This is a genomic window from Mannheimia indoligenes (assembly GCF_036880405.1).
Taxonomy (GTDB): Bacteria; Pseudomonadota; Gammaproteobacteria; order Enterobacterales; family Pasteurellaceae; genus Mannheimia; species Mannheimia indoligenes.
The window spans coordinates 134667-150047 of record NZ_JBAJJM010000005.1 but is presented as its reverse complement, the minus strand read 5'-3'; the positions used below and the strand labels follow the sequence as shown (position 1 = coordinate 150047).

The 15381-nt window shown below is 39.8% G+C and carries 16 protein-coding genes; 5 read left to right on the top strand and 11 right to left on the bottom strand.

Annotation, left to right across the window (positions count from 1 at the left end; translation table 11 throughout):
- Positions 1-33 precede the first annotated feature (33 nt).
- Both pyrE and V6W77_RS03945 read left to right on the top strand, forming a co-directional pair.
- Positions 34-675, top strand: a complete 642-nt coding sequence (pyrE, locus tag V6W77_RS03950; protein WP_334253849.1) for an orotate phosphoribosyltransferase — start codon at positions 34-36, stop codon at positions 673-675.
- Between the two features lie 155 nt (positions 676-830).
- The gene (locus V6W77_RS03945) at positions 831-1919 is read left to right on the top strand and encodes a 5-methyltetrahydropteroyltriglutamate--homocysteine S-methyltransferase (protein WP_334253848.1); all 1089 of its coding nucleotides are present in this window, start codon (positions 831-833) and stop codon (positions 1917-1919) included.
- A 29-nt stretch (positions 1920-1948) separates the two neighbouring features.
- Here V6W77_RS03945 and brnA read toward each other — a convergent pair whose 3' ends face one another.
- The 5 genes from brnA to nhaB form a co-directional block, all read right to left on the bottom strand.
- Positions 1949-2191, bottom strand: coding sequence for a type II toxin-antitoxin system BrnA family antitoxin (gene brnA, locus V6W77_RS03940; RefSeq protein ID WP_025235749.1), 243 nt, complete (start codon positions 2189-2191; stop codon positions 1949-1951).
- The gene (locus V6W77_RS03935) at positions 2175-2471 is read right to left on the bottom strand and encodes a BrnT family toxin (RefSeq protein ID WP_334248269.1); all 297 of its coding nucleotides are present in this window, start codon (positions 2469-2471) and stop codon (positions 2175-2177) included. The genes brnA and V6W77_RS03935 overlap by 17 nt, the downstream gene beginning before the upstream one ends.
- 143 nt (positions 2472-2614) lie before the next feature.
- A complete protein-coding gene (metC, locus tag V6W77_RS03930) occupies positions 2615-3805 on the bottom strand; it encodes a cystathionine beta-lyase (protein WP_334253847.1) in 1191 nt (396 codons plus the stop codon).
- Positions 3806-3880: 75 nt separating this feature from the next.
- Positions 3881-4420 carry a disulfide bond formation protein DsbB gene (gene dsbB / locus V6W77_RS03925; RefSeq protein ID WP_283386059.1) on the bottom strand — a complete coding sequence of 180 codons (540 nt, stop codon included), beginning with the start codon at positions 4418-4420 and terminating at the stop codon, positions 3881-3883.
- Positions 4421-4486: 66 nt separating this feature from the next.
- Complete coding sequence (gene nhaB, locus V6W77_RS03920; protein ID WP_334253846.1) at positions 4487-6028, bottom strand: sodium/proton antiporter NhaB; 1542 nt, start codon at positions 6026-6028, stop codon at positions 4487-4489.
- Positions 6029-6167: 139 nt separating this feature from the next.
- On the opposite strand from nhaB, the gene fadR reads away from it, so the two are divergent.
- Positions 6168-6893, top strand: coding sequence for a fatty acid metabolism transcriptional regulator FadR (fadR, locus tag V6W77_RS03915; protein ID WP_025235754.1), 726 nt, complete (start codon positions 6168-6170; stop codon positions 6891-6893).
- A gap of 27 nt (positions 6894-6920) precedes the next feature.
- Complete coding sequence (locus V6W77_RS03910; RefSeq protein ID WP_334253845.1) at positions 6921-7991, top strand: PhoH family protein; 1071 nt, start codon at positions 6921-6923, stop codon at positions 7989-7991.
- Positions 7992-8074: 83 nt separating this feature from the next.
- On the opposite strand, the gene V6W77_RS03905 is transcribed toward V6W77_RS03910, so the two are convergent.
- The 3 genes from V6W77_RS03905 to V6W77_RS03895 all read right to left on the bottom strand — a co-directional run bounded on the left by V6W77_RS03905 (position 8075) and on the right by V6W77_RS03895 (position 10061).
- On the bottom strand, positions 8075-8941 hold the full coding sequence (locus V6W77_RS03905; protein WP_334253844.1) for a TPM domain-containing protein: 867 nt from the start codon (positions 8939-8941) through the stop codon (positions 8075-8077).
- Positions 8938-9396 carry a TPM domain-containing protein gene (locus V6W77_RS03900; RefSeq protein ID WP_334253843.1) on the bottom strand — a complete coding sequence of 153 codons (459 nt, stop codon included), beginning with the start codon at positions 9394-9396 and terminating at the stop codon, positions 8938-8940. The genes V6W77_RS03905 and V6W77_RS03900 overlap by 4 nt, the downstream gene beginning before the upstream one ends.
- A gap of 80 nt (positions 9397-9476) precedes the next feature.
- Positions 9477-10061, bottom strand: a complete 585-nt coding sequence (locus V6W77_RS03895; protein ID WP_025217026.1) for a LemA family protein — start codon at positions 10059-10061, stop codon at positions 9477-9479.
- A gap of 142 nt (positions 10062-10203) precedes the next feature.
- Between V6W77_RS03895 and rarD the strand changes: the two genes are divergently transcribed.
- A complete protein-coding gene (rarD, locus tag V6W77_RS03890) occupies positions 10204-11067 on the top strand; it encodes an EamA family transporter RarD (protein ID WP_334253842.1) in 864 nt (287 codons plus the stop codon).
- 55 nt (positions 11068-11122) lie between these two features.
- Here rarD and V6W77_RS03885 read toward each other — a convergent pair whose 3' ends face one another.
- The 3 genes from V6W77_RS03885 to fruB are packed head-to-tail and all read right to left on the bottom strand — an operon-like array spanning position 11123 to position 15259.
- Positions 11123-12781 carry a fructose-specific PTS transporter subunit EIIC gene (locus tag V6W77_RS03885; protein WP_334253841.1) on the bottom strand — a complete coding sequence of 553 codons (1659 nt, stop codon included), beginning with the start codon at positions 12779-12781 and terminating at the stop codon, positions 11123-11125.
- Positions 12782-12841: 60 nt separating this feature from the next.
- Positions 12842-13774 carry a 1-phosphofructokinase gene (gene fruK, locus V6W77_RS03880; protein WP_334253840.1) on the bottom strand — a complete coding sequence of 311 codons (933 nt, stop codon included), beginning with the start codon at positions 13772-13774 and terminating at the stop codon, positions 12842-12844.
- A gap of 9 nt (positions 13775-13783) precedes the next feature.
- Positions 13784-15259, bottom strand: coding sequence for a fused PTS fructose transporter subunit IIA/HPr protein (fruB, locus tag V6W77_RS03875; protein ID WP_334253839.1), 1476 nt, complete (start codon positions 15257-15259; stop codon positions 13784-13786).
- Positions 15260-15381: the final 122 nt, after the last annotated feature.

The following is a 15381-nucleotide window of genomic DNA, read 5'->3' as shown; positions in this document are numbered from 1 at the left end:
AAAAATAACCGCTTGTCAGAACAGGAAAAAACGATGCAACAATATAAACACGACTTTATCGAATTTGCCCTCAGCCGCAATGTTTTAAAATTTGGCGAATTTACCCTAAAATCAGGCAGAATCAGCCCTTATTTCTTCAATGCAGGGCTTTTCAACACTGGGCGTGATTTAGCCAAATTAGGGGAATATTACGCACAAGCAATTCAAGCTTCAAACATCGAGTATGATGTGCTATTTGGTCCTGCCTACAAAGGCATTCCGATTGCAACTACTGTGGCAGTTGCCCTTGCTAATCAATTCGATGTGGATAAGCCTTGCTGCTTTAACCGCAAAGAGGTGAAAGATCACGGTGAAGGTGGTAACTTAATCGGTTCACCGCTGAAAGGTAAAATTTTATTGGTGGATGATGTGATTACCGCAGGTACAGCAATTCGCGAATCAATGGAAATTATCAACGCCAACAATGCCGAATTAGCCGGTGTGTTAATTGCGTTAAACCGTAAAGAAAAAGGCAAAGGCGAGCTTTCAGCGATTCAAGAAGTTGAACGTGATTATGACTGCCAAGTGTTCTCGATTGTAGATTTTGATGATTTGGTTGCCTTTATTGAAAAATCGCCACAATATGCCCCTTATTTGCCGAAGATGTGTGAATATCGTGAAAAATATGGTGTGTAAATTTTTGCGAAAATAAGACCGCTTGTATCATTATATTATGAATAATTTTCATATTTGGCTGAGATTTTTTCAGCGAAAAAATGGATAAATTCATTGTGAGTAGATCACAATTGGCTTAGGATATTACTCAATATTAATGAGTTTGGAGAAACACAATGACGGACAAAAAATTACCTTTTCACGCAGATACTGTGGGTTCATATTTACGTTCAGAGGCTTGGAAAAAAGCTCACGCAGACTATAAAGAAGGCAAAATTTCACTTGAAGAGCGTGATGAAATTGTAGACACAGAAGTAAAAAAATTAGTGCAAGCTCAGTTAGATGCAGGCATTCAAGTGGTTACAGATGGTGAGTATCATCGTTCTTGGTGGCATATCGACTTCTTGGAAAATCTAAATGGTATTGAGGGCTATGTGCCGGAAAAAGCCTATGCGTTTAAAGGCGTTGAGGTTCGTCCTTACAATACTCGTTGTTGTGGCAAAGTGTCGTGGAATCCAAACCACCCGTTTATTGAACATTTCAAAAAATTTAATGCCATTGTAGATGGGCGTGCGGTAGCGAAATTTACTATTCCAAGCCCGAACCAGTTGATGTATCCGGTTCAATGGGATCACGGTATTTATCCAAATCGTGAAGCATTTGCGAAAGATGTGCAACAAGCCTATAAAGAAGCGATTAAAGCTTTTTATGATGCAGGTTGTCGCTATTTACAAATTGATGATGTGTATTGGGGATCGCTGTGTAACAACTTTGAGCAACCTACTTTTGAAGCGGATAAAGCTCAAGCGGTTGCCAATATTCAAGCGATTTTAGCCGATAAACCAGAGGATATGACTATCACCACACACGTTTGTCGTGGTAACTATAAATCATCTTATTTATTAACCGGGGCTTATGATCCAATCGCTGATGGTTTATTTGCTCAAACCAACTATGATGGTTATTTCTTAGAATATGATGATGAGCGTTCAGGCGGTTTTGAGCCGTTAAAACATTTCGCTAACAATAAAGGGCGTGTGGTGTTAGGCTTAATCAGCTCGAAATTCCCTGAATTAGAAGATAAAGAAGCTATCAAAGCTCGCATTGCCGAAGCTGCACAATATGTGCCGTTAGAGCAACTTTGCCTAAGTCCACAATGTGGTTTTGCTTCGACAGAGGAAGGCAATATTATGTCTGAAGCTCAGCAATGGGCAAAAGTTCGCTTTGTGGAGGAAATCGCCAAAGAAGTTTGGGGAGAGGATTAATCTCCCCAATATATAAAATTACCTGCTTGCTATTTTATTGGGTGAGCGGGTAATTTTTCGGCAATCCACATCTTAATTAATGCTTGTCTAGGTACACCTAAATGACGAGCTTGTTTATCTAATGCTTCAACCATCCAATGAGGAAAATCTACATTCACTCGTTTTATCATTCCCGGTCGTTGGGCGGTGGAAAGATCAAAATATTGAAGAACGTCCTCTTTTCCTTCATCAAAAATACGTTCTAGTTCTTCTGCACTAATGGTGTTTTTCATAGCAAGATATTTCCTTTTTGCGTGAGCGTCTAACAGAAATTAGACGAATAGTGTCATTTCTCATAGTGAAAAATGCACTCCAATGTTTACCATTTAATTTTCCGATAGTTAAGTAGCGAAGTTCTATATCTGAACGAGATACAAGAGTTACTCTTTGATCATCTTCCCAAAGTAACTTAGCTTGCTCAAAATCAATACCGTGTTTGTTAAGATTGCTAATACTTTTATTGGGGTCATACTCAAATAAAAGTGGCTCTGTATATTTTAATTCGATATACATAGTATTCCTTTTTTATACCTTTTACAATATGGAGTACTAGCATAAATAAAATGGAGATGCGGTTCAAAATGGAAAAGTGATTTTTTCGACAGAGATCGAGAAAATCACTTTTAATCATTGACATAGTCTAATTGGAGGAGTCGCTACTTAATACGCTCAAAACCTTGTTCAAGATCGGCAATTAAATCTTCTACGGCTTCTAAACCAACGTGAATACGAATTAATGTGCCAGTTAGTTTCCGCTCAATAGCCGGGCGAATTCGAGCGATTTCTTCAGGCTGGTTGGCAAGAATGAGGGACTCAAACCCACCCCAAGAGTAAGCCATCGAAAATAATTCAAAATGTTCTAAGAAATTGGCTAATTTTTCTTGTGAGAGCTTTTCGCAAAGTTCAAATGAAAATAGACCGCTTGATCCTAAAAAATCTCGTTTGAAAAACTCGTTACCCGGACAACTTTCAAGAGCAGGGTGGTAAACCGCTTTCACTTCAGGGCGTTGTGCTAACCAATTTGCAATTTCAATACTGCTTTTCTCGTGCTGGCTCAAGCGAATGCCTAAGGTACGTAAGCCGCGAGCGGTGGTGTAGGCAGAATCGGCATCAACCATTTGTCCCATTAAGTAAGAACCTTCACGTAATTGATCCCAGCAGCGAGCGTTAGAAACCGCTGTACCGATCATCACATCAGAGTGTCCGACTAAATATTTCGTACCGGCTTGAATAGAAATATCAATGCCGTGTTCAAGTGCAGGGAAAAGTACACCGGCAGACCAAGTGTTATCAATCATAATCACGATTTCAGGGTTCACTTCACGAGCTACTTTCACCAAAGTTGGGATATCAGGCACTTCCATTGTAAGCGAACTTGGCGACTCTAAAAAAAGCACCTTAGTGTTAGGTTGAACAAGGGCTTTCAAGTCTTCTCCAATCATAGGGTCGTAATAGGTAGTGGAAATTCCCATTCGTTTTAACAGCACATCGCAGAATTCTTGAGTTGGCTCATAAGCTGCTCCTGTCATTAAAACGTGATCGCCCTGTTCCACAAAGGCTAAGATGGAATTTGTTACCGCTGCGGCTCCGCAAGGGTAGAGGTAGCAACCCGCCCCACCTTCTAATTCACACATTGCTTCCTGGAGTGAAAAATGGGTCAGTGTGCCACGTCGTCCATAAAATAAAGCTCCTTTATAACGGTTTTGGGTAGCATATTTTTTTTCTTCCAATGATCCAAAAACTAAGGATGAAGCACGCTGGATAACAGGATTAACCGCCCCTTGTGTGTAGCGTTTTTTACGCCCTGTATGAACAAGTTTAGTGGATAGATTTTTATAGTTAGACATTCTTTTCTCCTAATAAATAAACAAGCGGTAAGATTTTACAAATTTTTTGCAAAATCTTACCGCTTGTAATCCGTATTAACGGAAAATAAAACTGTTTTTTTGTCGGCTGCGTTTAAATTGACTGATTAACACAATCACAGCAAAAATCAGATAAACTGCAAAGGTGAAGATTAACCATTGTGCCATAGAAAAACCAAACATTTCCCATTGGCTTTGACTACAATTTACAGGACCGGGTGCGAAAACATCCGGTAACCATTTATCAAGCGGCAATGTTTGCGGAAAATCGACCTTAAACTCGCATTGATTCCAAGGCGACGGATTAACTTGATAATCGTGATGTTTAAGTGCCAACATTAAGCCTTTAAAGGCACTCCCCAGCCATATTAGAATCGCTAACCATCGTAGAACGGTGTATCGATTACCAAGAAAACCTAATACACCTGCAAATAAAATACCAAATAAAGCGACACGTTCATAAATGCACATTACGCAAGGCACTAAGCCCATTCCGTGTTGAAAGTATAGAGCGATACCTTCTAGCACAATACAACTTAATACCAGAAAAAACCACGCACCACGAGAGAGTGATAGATTTTTAAAATAATGGAGCATAATGATTCCTCATATTTATGAAACGCTTCCATTCTACCTTATTTGGTATAGCTTATCTATATTAGATTAACGTGTAATAATCCAGCCCCAATTCAACATCACTTCAGTCATTGATGGCAGTAAAAATTCCAATGCCAAGAAGCCAACAATTGAAAGTACAATGGTATAAGGCAGAGCCATATATACCATTCTGCCGTAAGAGAGTTTGATTAACGGAGCAAACGAAGAAGTTAATAAGAATAAGAACGCTGCTTGCCCGTTTGGTGTTGCTACAGACGGTAAATTTGTACCGGTATTGATGGCAACTGAAATTAAGTCAAACTGTTCACGATTAATCACACCGGAGGTGAGAGCCGCTTTTGCTTCATTAATATATACTGTACCGACAAACACGTTATCTGAAATCATTGATAATAAACCGTTGAAGATGTAGAACAACGCAAGTTGTGAGTGCTCTTCAGCTGATAAAACGAAGCTGATAATCGGCTCGAATAATTTTAAGTCGATAATCACTGCTACAACGGAGAAAAATACAATTAACAATGCAGTAAACGGCATTGATTCTTGGAATGCTTTACCTAAAGCGTGTTCGTCGGTAATGCCACAGAATGCCGTACAAATAATGATAATAGTTAAACCGATGATGCCTACATCAGCAAGGTGTAATGCTAAACCAATAATCAACCAAACACCGGCAATGGCTTGTACGATCATTTTTAGCTTATCTTGCTTAGTCATTTTTTGCTCTTTTAATTGATTATAACGAGCAAGCACAACCCAAACACGGCGAGGTAATCTATCTCCATAACCGAATAATTTGTACTTTTCAACAATAAAACACGTTACAACACCGCAAATTAACACGGGTAAGCTAACAGGTAGAACACGTAATAAAAACTCAATAAATCCCCATTCAGCTTGTGAAGCAATAATTAAGTTTTGCGGCTCGCCCACCATTGTCATAACACCACCTAGAGCAGAACCGACACCGGCGTGCATTAATAAACTTCTTAAAAAACCACGAAATTGTTCTAAAATTTCTTTACGAGTGAGAATTTTCTCATCATTGGTAATATCGGTTGAGTCTTCAAAACTATTGCCCGATGCAACTTTATGGTATACCCCATAGAAACCTGTTCCTACGCTGATAATCACTGCGATTACGGTTAGAGCATCAAGGAAGGCAGATAAGAAAGCAGCACTTAAACAGAAAGCTAGAGAGAGAATTTTTTTTGAGTGGATAGCAATAAGCAATTTGGTAAAAATATACAGCAGAAGTTGCTTCATAAAATAGATACCCGCTACCATAAACATCAGAAGTAAAATAACATCAAAATTTGCCATAATTTCGTGTTTAATGTGGTGAGGGCTAGTCATACCGATAACTACAGCCTCAATGGCAAGTAATCCACCTGGTTGCAAAGGGTAACATTTTAACGCCATTGCCAAGGTAAAAATAAATTCTGCAACCAGACACCAACCTGCCACGAAAGGACTAATGAAGAAATAAATGAGAGGGTTAATAATTAGAAATGCTAAAATACAGAGTTTGTACCACTCAGGGCTTTTCCCTAAGAAACTCTTAAAAAGAGCGTCAATGTTACTCATAAGAACCTCCAAAAGTGAAATAATATTGCAATTGTAATATAGTTTAGATTAAAGGATAATAGGATAACTCATTTTTTATTTACAATAATTGATCATAAATAAAAACAGTGTATTTAAACATAATATTTTGGGGGAGCTAATGGAAAACACTAGCATTTTGAAAGCACAGAGCCCGGCAGCATTAGCGGAAGAATATATTGTAAAAAGTATTTGGAATAATCATTTTCCTCCGGGATCTGACCTTCCTGCTGAACGTGAATTGGCTGAACGTATTGGGGTAACAAGAACTACACTAAGAGAAGTATTACAACGCTTAGCTCGTGAAGGCTGGTTGAGCATTCAGCACGGCAAACCCACCAGAGTAAATTATATCTGGGAAACCGCAGGTCCGAATATTATTGGCACTATTATTAAGTTAGATAAAAACTATCTGCCTGTCGTGATTTCAAATGTCGTTTCATTACGAACCCGTATGGCAGAAGCCTATATTCCCGAAGCGGTTAAACTTGCACCCGAAGAAAGTGCAAAACTCTTTGATGGTTTAGATAATTTGGAAAATACTGCGGTAGCTTATGCAGAATTTGATTATAAATTGTTCAGGCAGTTTACCTTTTTAGCGAATAAACCTGTTTATGCCTTGATTTTAAACAGTTTCAAATCTATGTATCATCAAGTGGCGAAAATATTTTTTAATGACCCGAACAACCGTCAATTAACCTTAAATTTTTACCGCTCGCTACTAGCAGCCTGTATTGCAAAAGATAGCGAAAAAGCGACCGCTTGTATGGCGAAAAGCCGCCAATCAAGCGGTGAAATTTGGAAGAAATTATCCGCAAATATTCCCGAAAATTTCGGCGAACTTTAACAGCGAACTTTAACAGAAGGCAACGCTTTGAACGAAATTATTTTTAGTTTAGAACCTCAAGACAACGCACGTCTGCAATCCCTTTGCGGTGCATTTGACGAGCATTTAGCTCTTATTGAAAAAAGTTTTAATTTAGTTATTTCCCGTCAAGGATTTAACTTTACTATTCAATCCGTAGACGAAAATCATTATTCTGCAAGTCTTATTCAAAATAGTGTAAAGCTCATCAAACAGCTCTACAACGAAACTGCTCCAATTAAAGGCAAGATCAAAGAGCTAGACTTAGAAGAGGTGCATATTGCCATTCAAGAAAGCCGAATGTTGCTGCAGAACCAGTGGCAGGCTAGCACACAAGGCGAGATAGCAATCAAAACCAAACGTGGGGTAATTAAGCCTCGAGGAGAGCATCAACAAGCTTACCTTCGCAATATTTTAAGCCACGATATCAGCTTTGGTATTGGACCGGCAGGTACAGGAAAAACCTTTTTAGCGGTAGCAGCTGCGGTGGAATCTTTAGAACGCCAAGAAATCCGCCGTATTTTGCTGACCCGCCCGGCGGTTGAAGCTGGGGAGAAGCTAGGTTTTTTACCCGGTGATTTAGGACAGAAAATCGAACCTTATTTACGTCCATTATATGACGCTCTTTTTGAAATGCTTGGTTTTGAAAAAGCTCAAAAATTGATGGAAAGAGGTGTGATTGAAATTGCTCCGCTTGCTTATATGCGTGGGCGAACGCTAAATGATGCCTTTATCATTTTAGATGAAAGCCAAAACACCACCACCGAACAGATGAAAATGTTCTTAACCCGTATTGGCTTTAATTCTAAAGCAGTAATTACGGGTGATGTTACCCAAGTGGATTTGCCCCGTAGCCAAAAATCAGGCTTAAAGCACGCAATGGAAGTGCTAAAAGATGTACCTGATCTCAGCTTTAACTTCTTTGACAGCAAAGATATTGTCCGCCATCCGGTGGTTGCGAAAATTGTTCAAGCCTATGATGTTTGGGAAGCCGTTGATGAAGAAAGACGAGAGCAACGTAAGTTGGAAAAACTCGCCCTAGAGCAAGAAAAAATTCTGGCACAAGCGGAATTATTATAATGAAAGCGGTCAAATTTGTGATATTTTTTGCAAATTTGACCGCTTGTATTTTGTGCTATTCCTATATCGGAACTGAAGTGGAATTACCAGCTTCCACCGGCACCACCACCGCCTGATGAGCCACCACCGAAGCTATCGCCACTGCCGAAACTACCGCCAAAGCCGCCGGAGTCTCTGCCAAACCCACCACCTAGACCGCCGCCGAAGCCACCACCAAATCCACCTGAGTGTCTGCCGAAACCGCCACTTCTGCGTTGGCTTTCCCTTAACACTTTCCCTAATTGATCCATTGAACTTGGGCTAATGTAGGTATTATCGCGTGGGCGGAATATGAGGAGGATCACCATTCCTGCAAAGAGGAAAAAGAGTAATCCGTCAATATCATCAAATGCTTCTTGAGCTTCTTCGCCATAACTTGCATAAGGGGCATATTCGCCGTTAATGGCTGCCATAATAGCTGATAATCCACGAGCAATCCCTGCTGCATATTGATCTTGTTTGAAGAATGGGGTGATGTCATTTCGAATGATGCTTGATGCAATGGCATCCGGCAATGCTCCTTCTAACCCTCGCCCAGTTGCAATAAAGAGTTTGCGATCATTTTTGGCGATCAGTAATAAAACCCCGTTGTTTTCGTTGTTTTTGCTACGCCCAATACCCCATTTGTTAAATAGGGTGTGAGCATAGGTAGAAATCGCTTCGCCTTCCGTACTAGGTACAATTACGACGGCAATTTGCGAGCTTGTTTTAGCACGGTTAGCAATTAACGCATCTTCTAAGGTTCGCCATTCTTGTTGGCTTAGCGTGTTTTTAGTGTAGTCCGTGATGTAATAAAACGGCTTTGGCGGCTCGGGATAAGTTACCGCTACTGCATTTACACTAAATATTGCCAGTAGAACGAATAACAAGCGGTCAAAAAAGTGAGAAATTTTGCAAATAGATTTCATCATTTTATTACCACCTCATTAGACAACTCGTTTTGATCATTTTCTTGATAAGGGAAATAGTGGGCTAATGGCTCTTCCACAATTTTAATGGCATCACAAATTGCTTGAGTATAATTACCGTTTTGGCAATCAATACACATTGTTTGATAGATTTTTTGCCAAAAATCATCGCCTACTTTTTGATGAATACCTTCATCGCCAATTACAGCAACATAGTGAGGTTTAAATGAGAGATAAATCAACACGCCGTTACGTTGTGCGGTTTCTCGCATTTTGAGTTCATCAAATAGTTGATTTGCACGCACCATAGCCGCATTTTGCATTTCCTCGATCTTGGCTTTTCGCTCTACTACCACACGCAATTCCGCAGAAGTACGCTGCTCTAAATGGGCGATAGCTTGTTCGATAAGTTTAGTATCAATAGGTAATTGATTAGAAAGAAAAGAAAATAATCCCATTTGATCCCCTTAAAAATAAAGCAATAAGCACCGAATTTGAAAGAGCTTATTGCTTTAAAATATAGATAATTTAATACAACTTAGTTAAAGTTTACTTGTGGTGCTTTATCCGAGCCTGCTTCAGATTTGAACTGTGGTTTTGCTTTAAAGCCCATAATCATTGCTGCTAATTTAGTTGGGAATTCACGCACTTGCTTGTTGTATTCTTTCACTTTTTCGTTGAAGTTATTGCGTTCAACGTTAATGCGGTTTTCTGTACCTTCTAACTGTGCTTGTAAGTTTAAAAACGCATCGTGTGCTTTTAACTCAGGGTATTTCTCAACTGAAACCAATAAGCGTGAAAGGGCAGAGTTTACACCTTGTTGGGCTTCTTGGAATTTCGCCATTTGCTCTTCGGTTGCATTGCTTGGGTCAATGGTTACGGCAGTTGCTTTCGCACGAGCTTCAATCACAGAAGTTAAGGTTTCTTTCTCAAAGTTAGCTTGACCTTTTACGGTGTTTACTAGGTTTGGAATTAAATCCGCACGGCGTTGATACGCAGATTCTACATTACCCCACACGGAATTGATGTCTTCTTCCGCACGCATTAAATCGTTATATTTTGTTAATGAATAACCGCCAACAGCAAGAACAGCGATCAATAAAATCCAAAAAATCTTTTTCATTATTAGGTCCTATAAATAAAAGAGAGTGAAAAATTACGTTTATTGTATAGGTAAAATGCCGATATAGCTAGATTACTTACAAATTTTTGCATACCATATTAAAAGACAGAGAATTATTTACAAATTTTAATGGTAAAGCCAAATGCTTAAAGGAATTTTAGCCTCACTTTCGGCAAATTTATTGTTTGGAATCGTTTATTATTTTGCGGTTTTACTTCGCCCGTTAGATGGCGAGGCGATGTTTGGCTTTCGGATAGTTGTTGTTATTCCATTTATCCTGCTCGCCATTATATTGTTTAAGCAACATAAGCATTTTTATGGGCTTTTGCAAAAAATTCGTGAAAATCCACCGCTTGTAGCGATTATTTTACTGCTTGCGTTTAATACAGGTGTACAACTTTGGTTATTTTTATGGGCTCCTAATCACGGGCAGGCGTTGCAAGTTTCGATTGGTTATCTTTTGTTACCGATTGTGGCAGTCGCACTCGGTAAAATTGTGTTTAAGGAGCAGTTCACTCCGTTAAAATGGTTTTCGCTGGGTTTTGCAATGATTGGCGTTGGTAGCAGTTTGATTGTTTCAGGCTCAATTTCTTGGGCAACTTGGGTAGCTGGGTTGGGCTATCCGATTTATATTACTCTTCGCCGCTATTTTCAAATCAATAACTTAGCCACATTTTTTGTGGAATTATTGCTGGTGCTTCCTTTTGCATTGTATTACCTCAGTCAAGTAGAAATGAGCCAAGTTGTAATTGAAAACCCAAATATCTATTTTTACCTCGCCTTACTTGGTTTAGTGAGTGGTAGTGCTTTTATTCTTTACATCGCCTCCAGTAATTTACTGCCAATTAATGTATTGGGATTACTAGGCTATGTTGAACCGCTGGTAATGTTACTGATTTCATTTGCTATCGGAGAAACGCTGGATTCCAGCTCCTATATTTTAATGGTCTGCTTGCTGGTTTCGATTGGATTATTGAGTTGGGATAGTTTTCGTGAAAGAAAGTGAATTTCTATTACGTAAAAGTAAAAACGGAGCATTAGCTCCGTTTTTTGTTCGTAAATTATTCCGCTTTTTGTTTGATTGTAGCGTAAACCACACCTGTTACTACTGAACCAATTGCGATTGCAGCTAAATACATTAATGGTTGTGATACAAATGGAATGACGAATAAACCACCGTGAGGGGCTTGTAAGGTAATGCCTAAAGCCATTGAAATCGCACCTGCGGTTGCACCACCTAAGATTGAGCTTAGGATTACACGAATAGGATCTGCTGCTACGAAAGGTAATGCACCTTCTGAAATAAAGCATAAACCTAGCACAAATGAGGCTTTACCCGCATCACGTTGGTTGGTGTTGAACTTGTTGCGAGCAATTAAAGTGGCAATAGCCATACCAATTGGTGGCACCATACCTGCTGCCATTACCGCTGCCATTGGCATATATTGTTGTGAAGCAATTAAGCCAACGCCGAAGGTATAAGCCGCTTTATTCACCGGACCACCCATATCGGTACACATCATAGTGCCTAGTACAATACCTAAAATGATTGCATTGGTTTGCCCCATTGTGTTTAACCATTCTACTAATGCGTCCATTAATGCTTTCACCGGTGGATTAATGAAGTAAATCATTAATAATCCAACAATGGCTGAACCTAATAGCGGTAAAATTAAAATTGGTTTAAGTGAAGTTAAACTTGGTGGAAGTTGGATTGCACTGTTTAAGAATTTCACTGTATAGCCGGCAAGGAAACCTGCTACGATACCGCCTAAAATCCCAGCTCCGGCTGTGGTTGCCAGCATACCGCCAATTAAACCTACCGCTAAACCCGGGCGGTCAGCAATAGAGAAGGCTACATAGCCTGCGAATACGGCAATCATTAAGTGGAATGCCGCACCGCCGCCGATGTCCATTAATGCTTTCGGTAATCCGCCTGCGATGGTTTCATCTTTAAATGCTTCAATACCAAACATAAATGAGATAGCAATTAACAAACCACCTGCGACAACAAGCGGTAACATATGCGAAACGCCTGTCATTAAGTGTTTGTACAAGCCTTTTTTCTCGCCTGTTGCAGCTTCTGCATTATCGGCTTTTGCTACACCACCTTCGTAAACTTTAGCTTGTGCAAAGGCTTTTTCAAACTCTTGGGCGGTTTTCTTTAAAGCTAAACCTGTTGATGTGCGATACATCGGTTTACCTTTGAATTTCTCTAAATCCACATCAATATCAGCGGCAACGAAAACCAAGTCAGCAGCGGCAATTTCTTCCGCAGAAATCGGGTTGCCTGCACCCACTTGTCCACGAGTTTCAACTTTCACATTCCAGCCTTGAGCTTTCGCATAGTTTTCAATCGCTTCGGCAGACATAAAGGTATGAGCCACACCTGTTGGGCAAGCAGTAACGGCAACGATGTTCTTCACGCCTGAAGTAGAAATTGTTGGTGTAGTAGGGGCATTTGCAAAAATTTGTGCATTTTCGACCGCTTGTTTAAGGCTGGTTTCAGGTTGAGCAAAGGCTTGCTCTAAATCTAAAATTGCTCCTTTCTTACCTGCTGCTTCTGCGGTGATATTATTATCAAATAACACGACAAAATCAGCTTGGTTGGCAGGTACAACATTGTAGCCTTGCTGTTTAGCGGCTGTGCTTAATACTTCATTCACTAAGAAACGGCGAGCGTTACCAAGTGTTTGAGGGAAGACAAAAGAAATATTCATTTGGAGTTCCTATATGTAAATAAAATTCGTTGTAGGACGCACGAAGTACGTCCCTATATTTTATAATTCTGTAATTTTTACTTGTTCTGCAAGTGCATCAATCACTTTACGATCTTCCACGCCCACGTTGCTTTGAGCAACTGCATTTGCAGAAGTTGCCGAAGCAAATTTAAGGATTTGGCTTTTATTCCAATCTTGAGAAAAACCGTAAATCAAACCAGCTACCATTGAATCGCCTGCACCTACGGTACTCACCACATTTTCACAACGAGGTGGTTGAGCTTGTAACACGCCTTCATTATTGAGCCAGAGCGAACCTTTTTCACCCATTGAAATAATGACATTTTCAATACCTTGACTGCGTAACTGTTGGGCTGCTTCAATAATCTCTTCGGTTGAATTTAATGAGCGACCCACTAATACTTCAAGCTCTCGGCGGTTTGGTTTGATTAGCCAAGGGTGAGCGGTTAAACCAGAGGTTAGAGCCGCATTACTTGTATCTAACACCACTTTTAACCCTTGCTGATGTAAAGATTCCAACCACTCGGCAAATTGCTCTGGGCTTACGCCACGAGGGAGAGAGCCACAAACTACGATTAAGTCAAATTTATCTTTCCATTGGGAAGATTGTGCGACAAAGTTTTCCCAGTTTTGAGCTGAAATTTCAAAGCCTAAGAAGTTAAGATCGGTTACATCTGCTTCGGTTTCAGTAATTTTTACGTTGATGCGGGTTTTACCCTGAATACGATAAAATTCGTCATTTAAACCATTCTGTTTAAACGCATTAACGAAATCGCCTTGATTTTCTTCGCCTAAAAAACCTGTTACAGCAAGGTTTGTGCCTAAATCCGCAAGCACTTTTGCCACATTAATACCTTTACCGGCAGGGTATAAGCCTAAAGTTTCAACGGTATTTACTTCGCCAATTTCAATGCGTTTTAGTCGTCCGACTAAGTCAAAGGCAGGGTTTAGAGTTACAGTTGCAATACGCATAATTTTTCCTTATTCGCCTAAACCTGCTTCAATTGCTGCACCGATGGCAGTAAGAGCCGCTTCAGCATCATCGCCTGTTGCCACAAAACGCAGCGTTGTGCCTTTAGTTACACCTAAGGCAACAATTTTCATTAGGCTTTTAGCACTGACAAGCGGTGAATTTTTATCAACATTTTGCACTTCAATTTTTGCATTGAATTTTTTCACTTCGTTTACTAATACGGCACTTGGACGAGCGTGTAAGCCGTGTTCGTTTTTAATCACGAATGTCGCTTCTTTTTGGTTTTCTACAGGAGCAGATACAGTAGCTGCTTCAGCTTGAACCGGTGTAGAAACAGAAGCACTTTCAATCGTATCTTCAATTTCCGGCACAAAAGAAACACTTTCGCCTAAACCTTCGGTAATTGCTTTTTGTAATGCTTCAATCGCTTGTTGTGCATCATCACCTTCAGCTACAAAACGTAAACGGTGTCCTTTACTTGCTCCTAAAGCAACCACTTTCATCGCACTTTTTGCACTTGCCGGTGGTGTGCTACGGTCTAAGTTTTCAACCGTGATTTTTGATGTGAATGGTTTAACTGTTTGCACTAGAAGTGCTGCCGGGCGAGCGTGTAAGCCGTTGTCGTTACGAATGGTAAATGTACCAATAACTTGGTTACTTGCAGAAGCTTGGGTGTTTAATTCTGCTGTTTCGCCTTTTAATAAAGCGATAATTTGAGCGGCATTCGCATTAGCAAATTGAGTACGAACGTCTGCTTTTAATAATTGAGCTAATAGAGATTGTAAGCTGCTATCTGTTTGAGCAACGGTAACTAGCGTTTGACCTTGTGTATTACGAGCAACAGCTAAACCGTTGGCTTGGTTGCCTTTGGCTGAATCTGTAATAAATAGATTGTTACCTAAATTTAAAGCATTATTTGCAATAACATCACTCATAAATACTTGGGAAACATAGCCTTTTTCTTGTAGTTTTGCTGCGTTAATTGCAGAGAGAGTAATGAGGCTTGAAGATTCAACGTTTAAGGAGACAAGCTCTTCACAAAGAGTAGGGAGATTTTTCTTACCGCTTAAAACCGCAATAAATTCATCAAGATTTTGTGTTTTTGCAAGTTGGTTTGCGGCGTCTTCATCACTTAAAACGGTAGTAAGTTGGCGAAGTAAGGTTAGATGCTCATCTGATTTTGCTGCAATACCGATAACGACATAAGCCTTATTGCCTTCTCCCCATTCAACACCTTCTGGTAATTGGATAATTTGCACGCCTGTTTCTTTTACTAAATCACGGGTATCTAATGTGCCGTGTGGAATGGCAATGCCATTACCTAAAAAAGTTGAGGTTTGGGTTTCACGGGCAAGCATTCCGCTTTCATAGCCTTCAGCGACATTGCCATTTGCGACTAATTCAGCTGCAACAAGGCGGATAACCTCTTCTTTGCTATTTGCCGAGCCATTTAAACGGATGTTTTTTGCCGATAAATTAAGCATTTTAACTCCTTATTTTAAGGTTGATTTTTAAACTATAAATTTGAGCGTTAGTTTACTCTATTTTTGCTAAACCGTTATAGCTAAATAAAATTAAAATTTATGAAAATGTGATCTAGCTCACA

Coding starts and splice junctions, on each gene's coding strand:
- pyrE (WP_334253849.1), top strand. CDS start 34: ATGCAACAATATAAACACGACTTTATCGAATTTGCCCTCAGCCGCAAT.
- V6W77_RS03945 (WP_334253848.1), top strand. CDS start 831: ATGACGGACAAAAAATTACCTTTTCACGCAGATACTGTGGGTTCATAT.
- brnA (WP_025235749.1), bottom strand. CDS start 2,191: ATGAAAAACACCATTAGTGCAGAAGAACTAGAACGTATTTTTGATGAA.
- V6W77_RS03935 (WP_334248269.1), bottom strand. CDS start 2,471: ATGTATATCGAATTAAAATATACAGAGCCACTTTTATTTGAGTATGAC.
- metC (WP_334253847.1), bottom strand. CDS start 3,805: ATGTCTAACTATAAAAATCTATCCACTAAACTTGTTCATACAGGGCGT.
- dsbB (WP_283386059.1), bottom strand. CDS start 4,420: ATGCTCCATTATTTTAAAAATCTATCACTCTCTCGTGGTGCGTGGTTT.
- nhaB (WP_334253846.1), bottom strand. CDS start 6,028: ATGAGTAACATTGACGCTCTTTTTAAGAGTTTCTTAGGGAAAAGCCCT.
- fadR (WP_025235754.1), top strand. CDS start 6,168: ATGGAAAACACTAGCATTTTGAAAGCACAGAGCCCGGCAGCATTAGCG.
- V6W77_RS03905 (WP_334253844.1), bottom strand. CDS start 8,941: ATGATGAAATCTATTTGCAAAATTTCTCACTTTTTTGACCGCTTGTTA.
- V6W77_RS03900 (WP_334253843.1), bottom strand. CDS start 9,396: ATGGGATTATTTTCTTTTCTTTCTAATCAATTACCTATTGATACTAAA.
- V6W77_RS03895 (WP_025217026.1), bottom strand. CDS start 10,061: ATGAAAAAGATTTTTTGGATTTTATTGATCGCTGTTCTTGCTGTTGGC.
- rarD (WP_334253842.1), top strand. CDS start 10,204: ATGCTTAAAGGAATTTTAGCCTCACTTTCGGCAAATTTATTGTTTGGA.
- V6W77_RS03885 (WP_334253841.1), bottom strand. CDS start 12,781: ATGAATATTTCTTTTGTCTTCCCTCAAACACTTGGTAACGCTCGCCGT.
- fruK (WP_334253840.1), bottom strand. CDS start 13,774: ATGCGTATTGCAACTGTAACTCTAAACCCTGCCTTTGACTTAGTCGGA.
- fruB (WP_334253839.1), bottom strand. CDS start 15,259: ATGCTTAATTTATCGGCAAAAAACATCCGTTTAAATGGCTCGGCAAAT.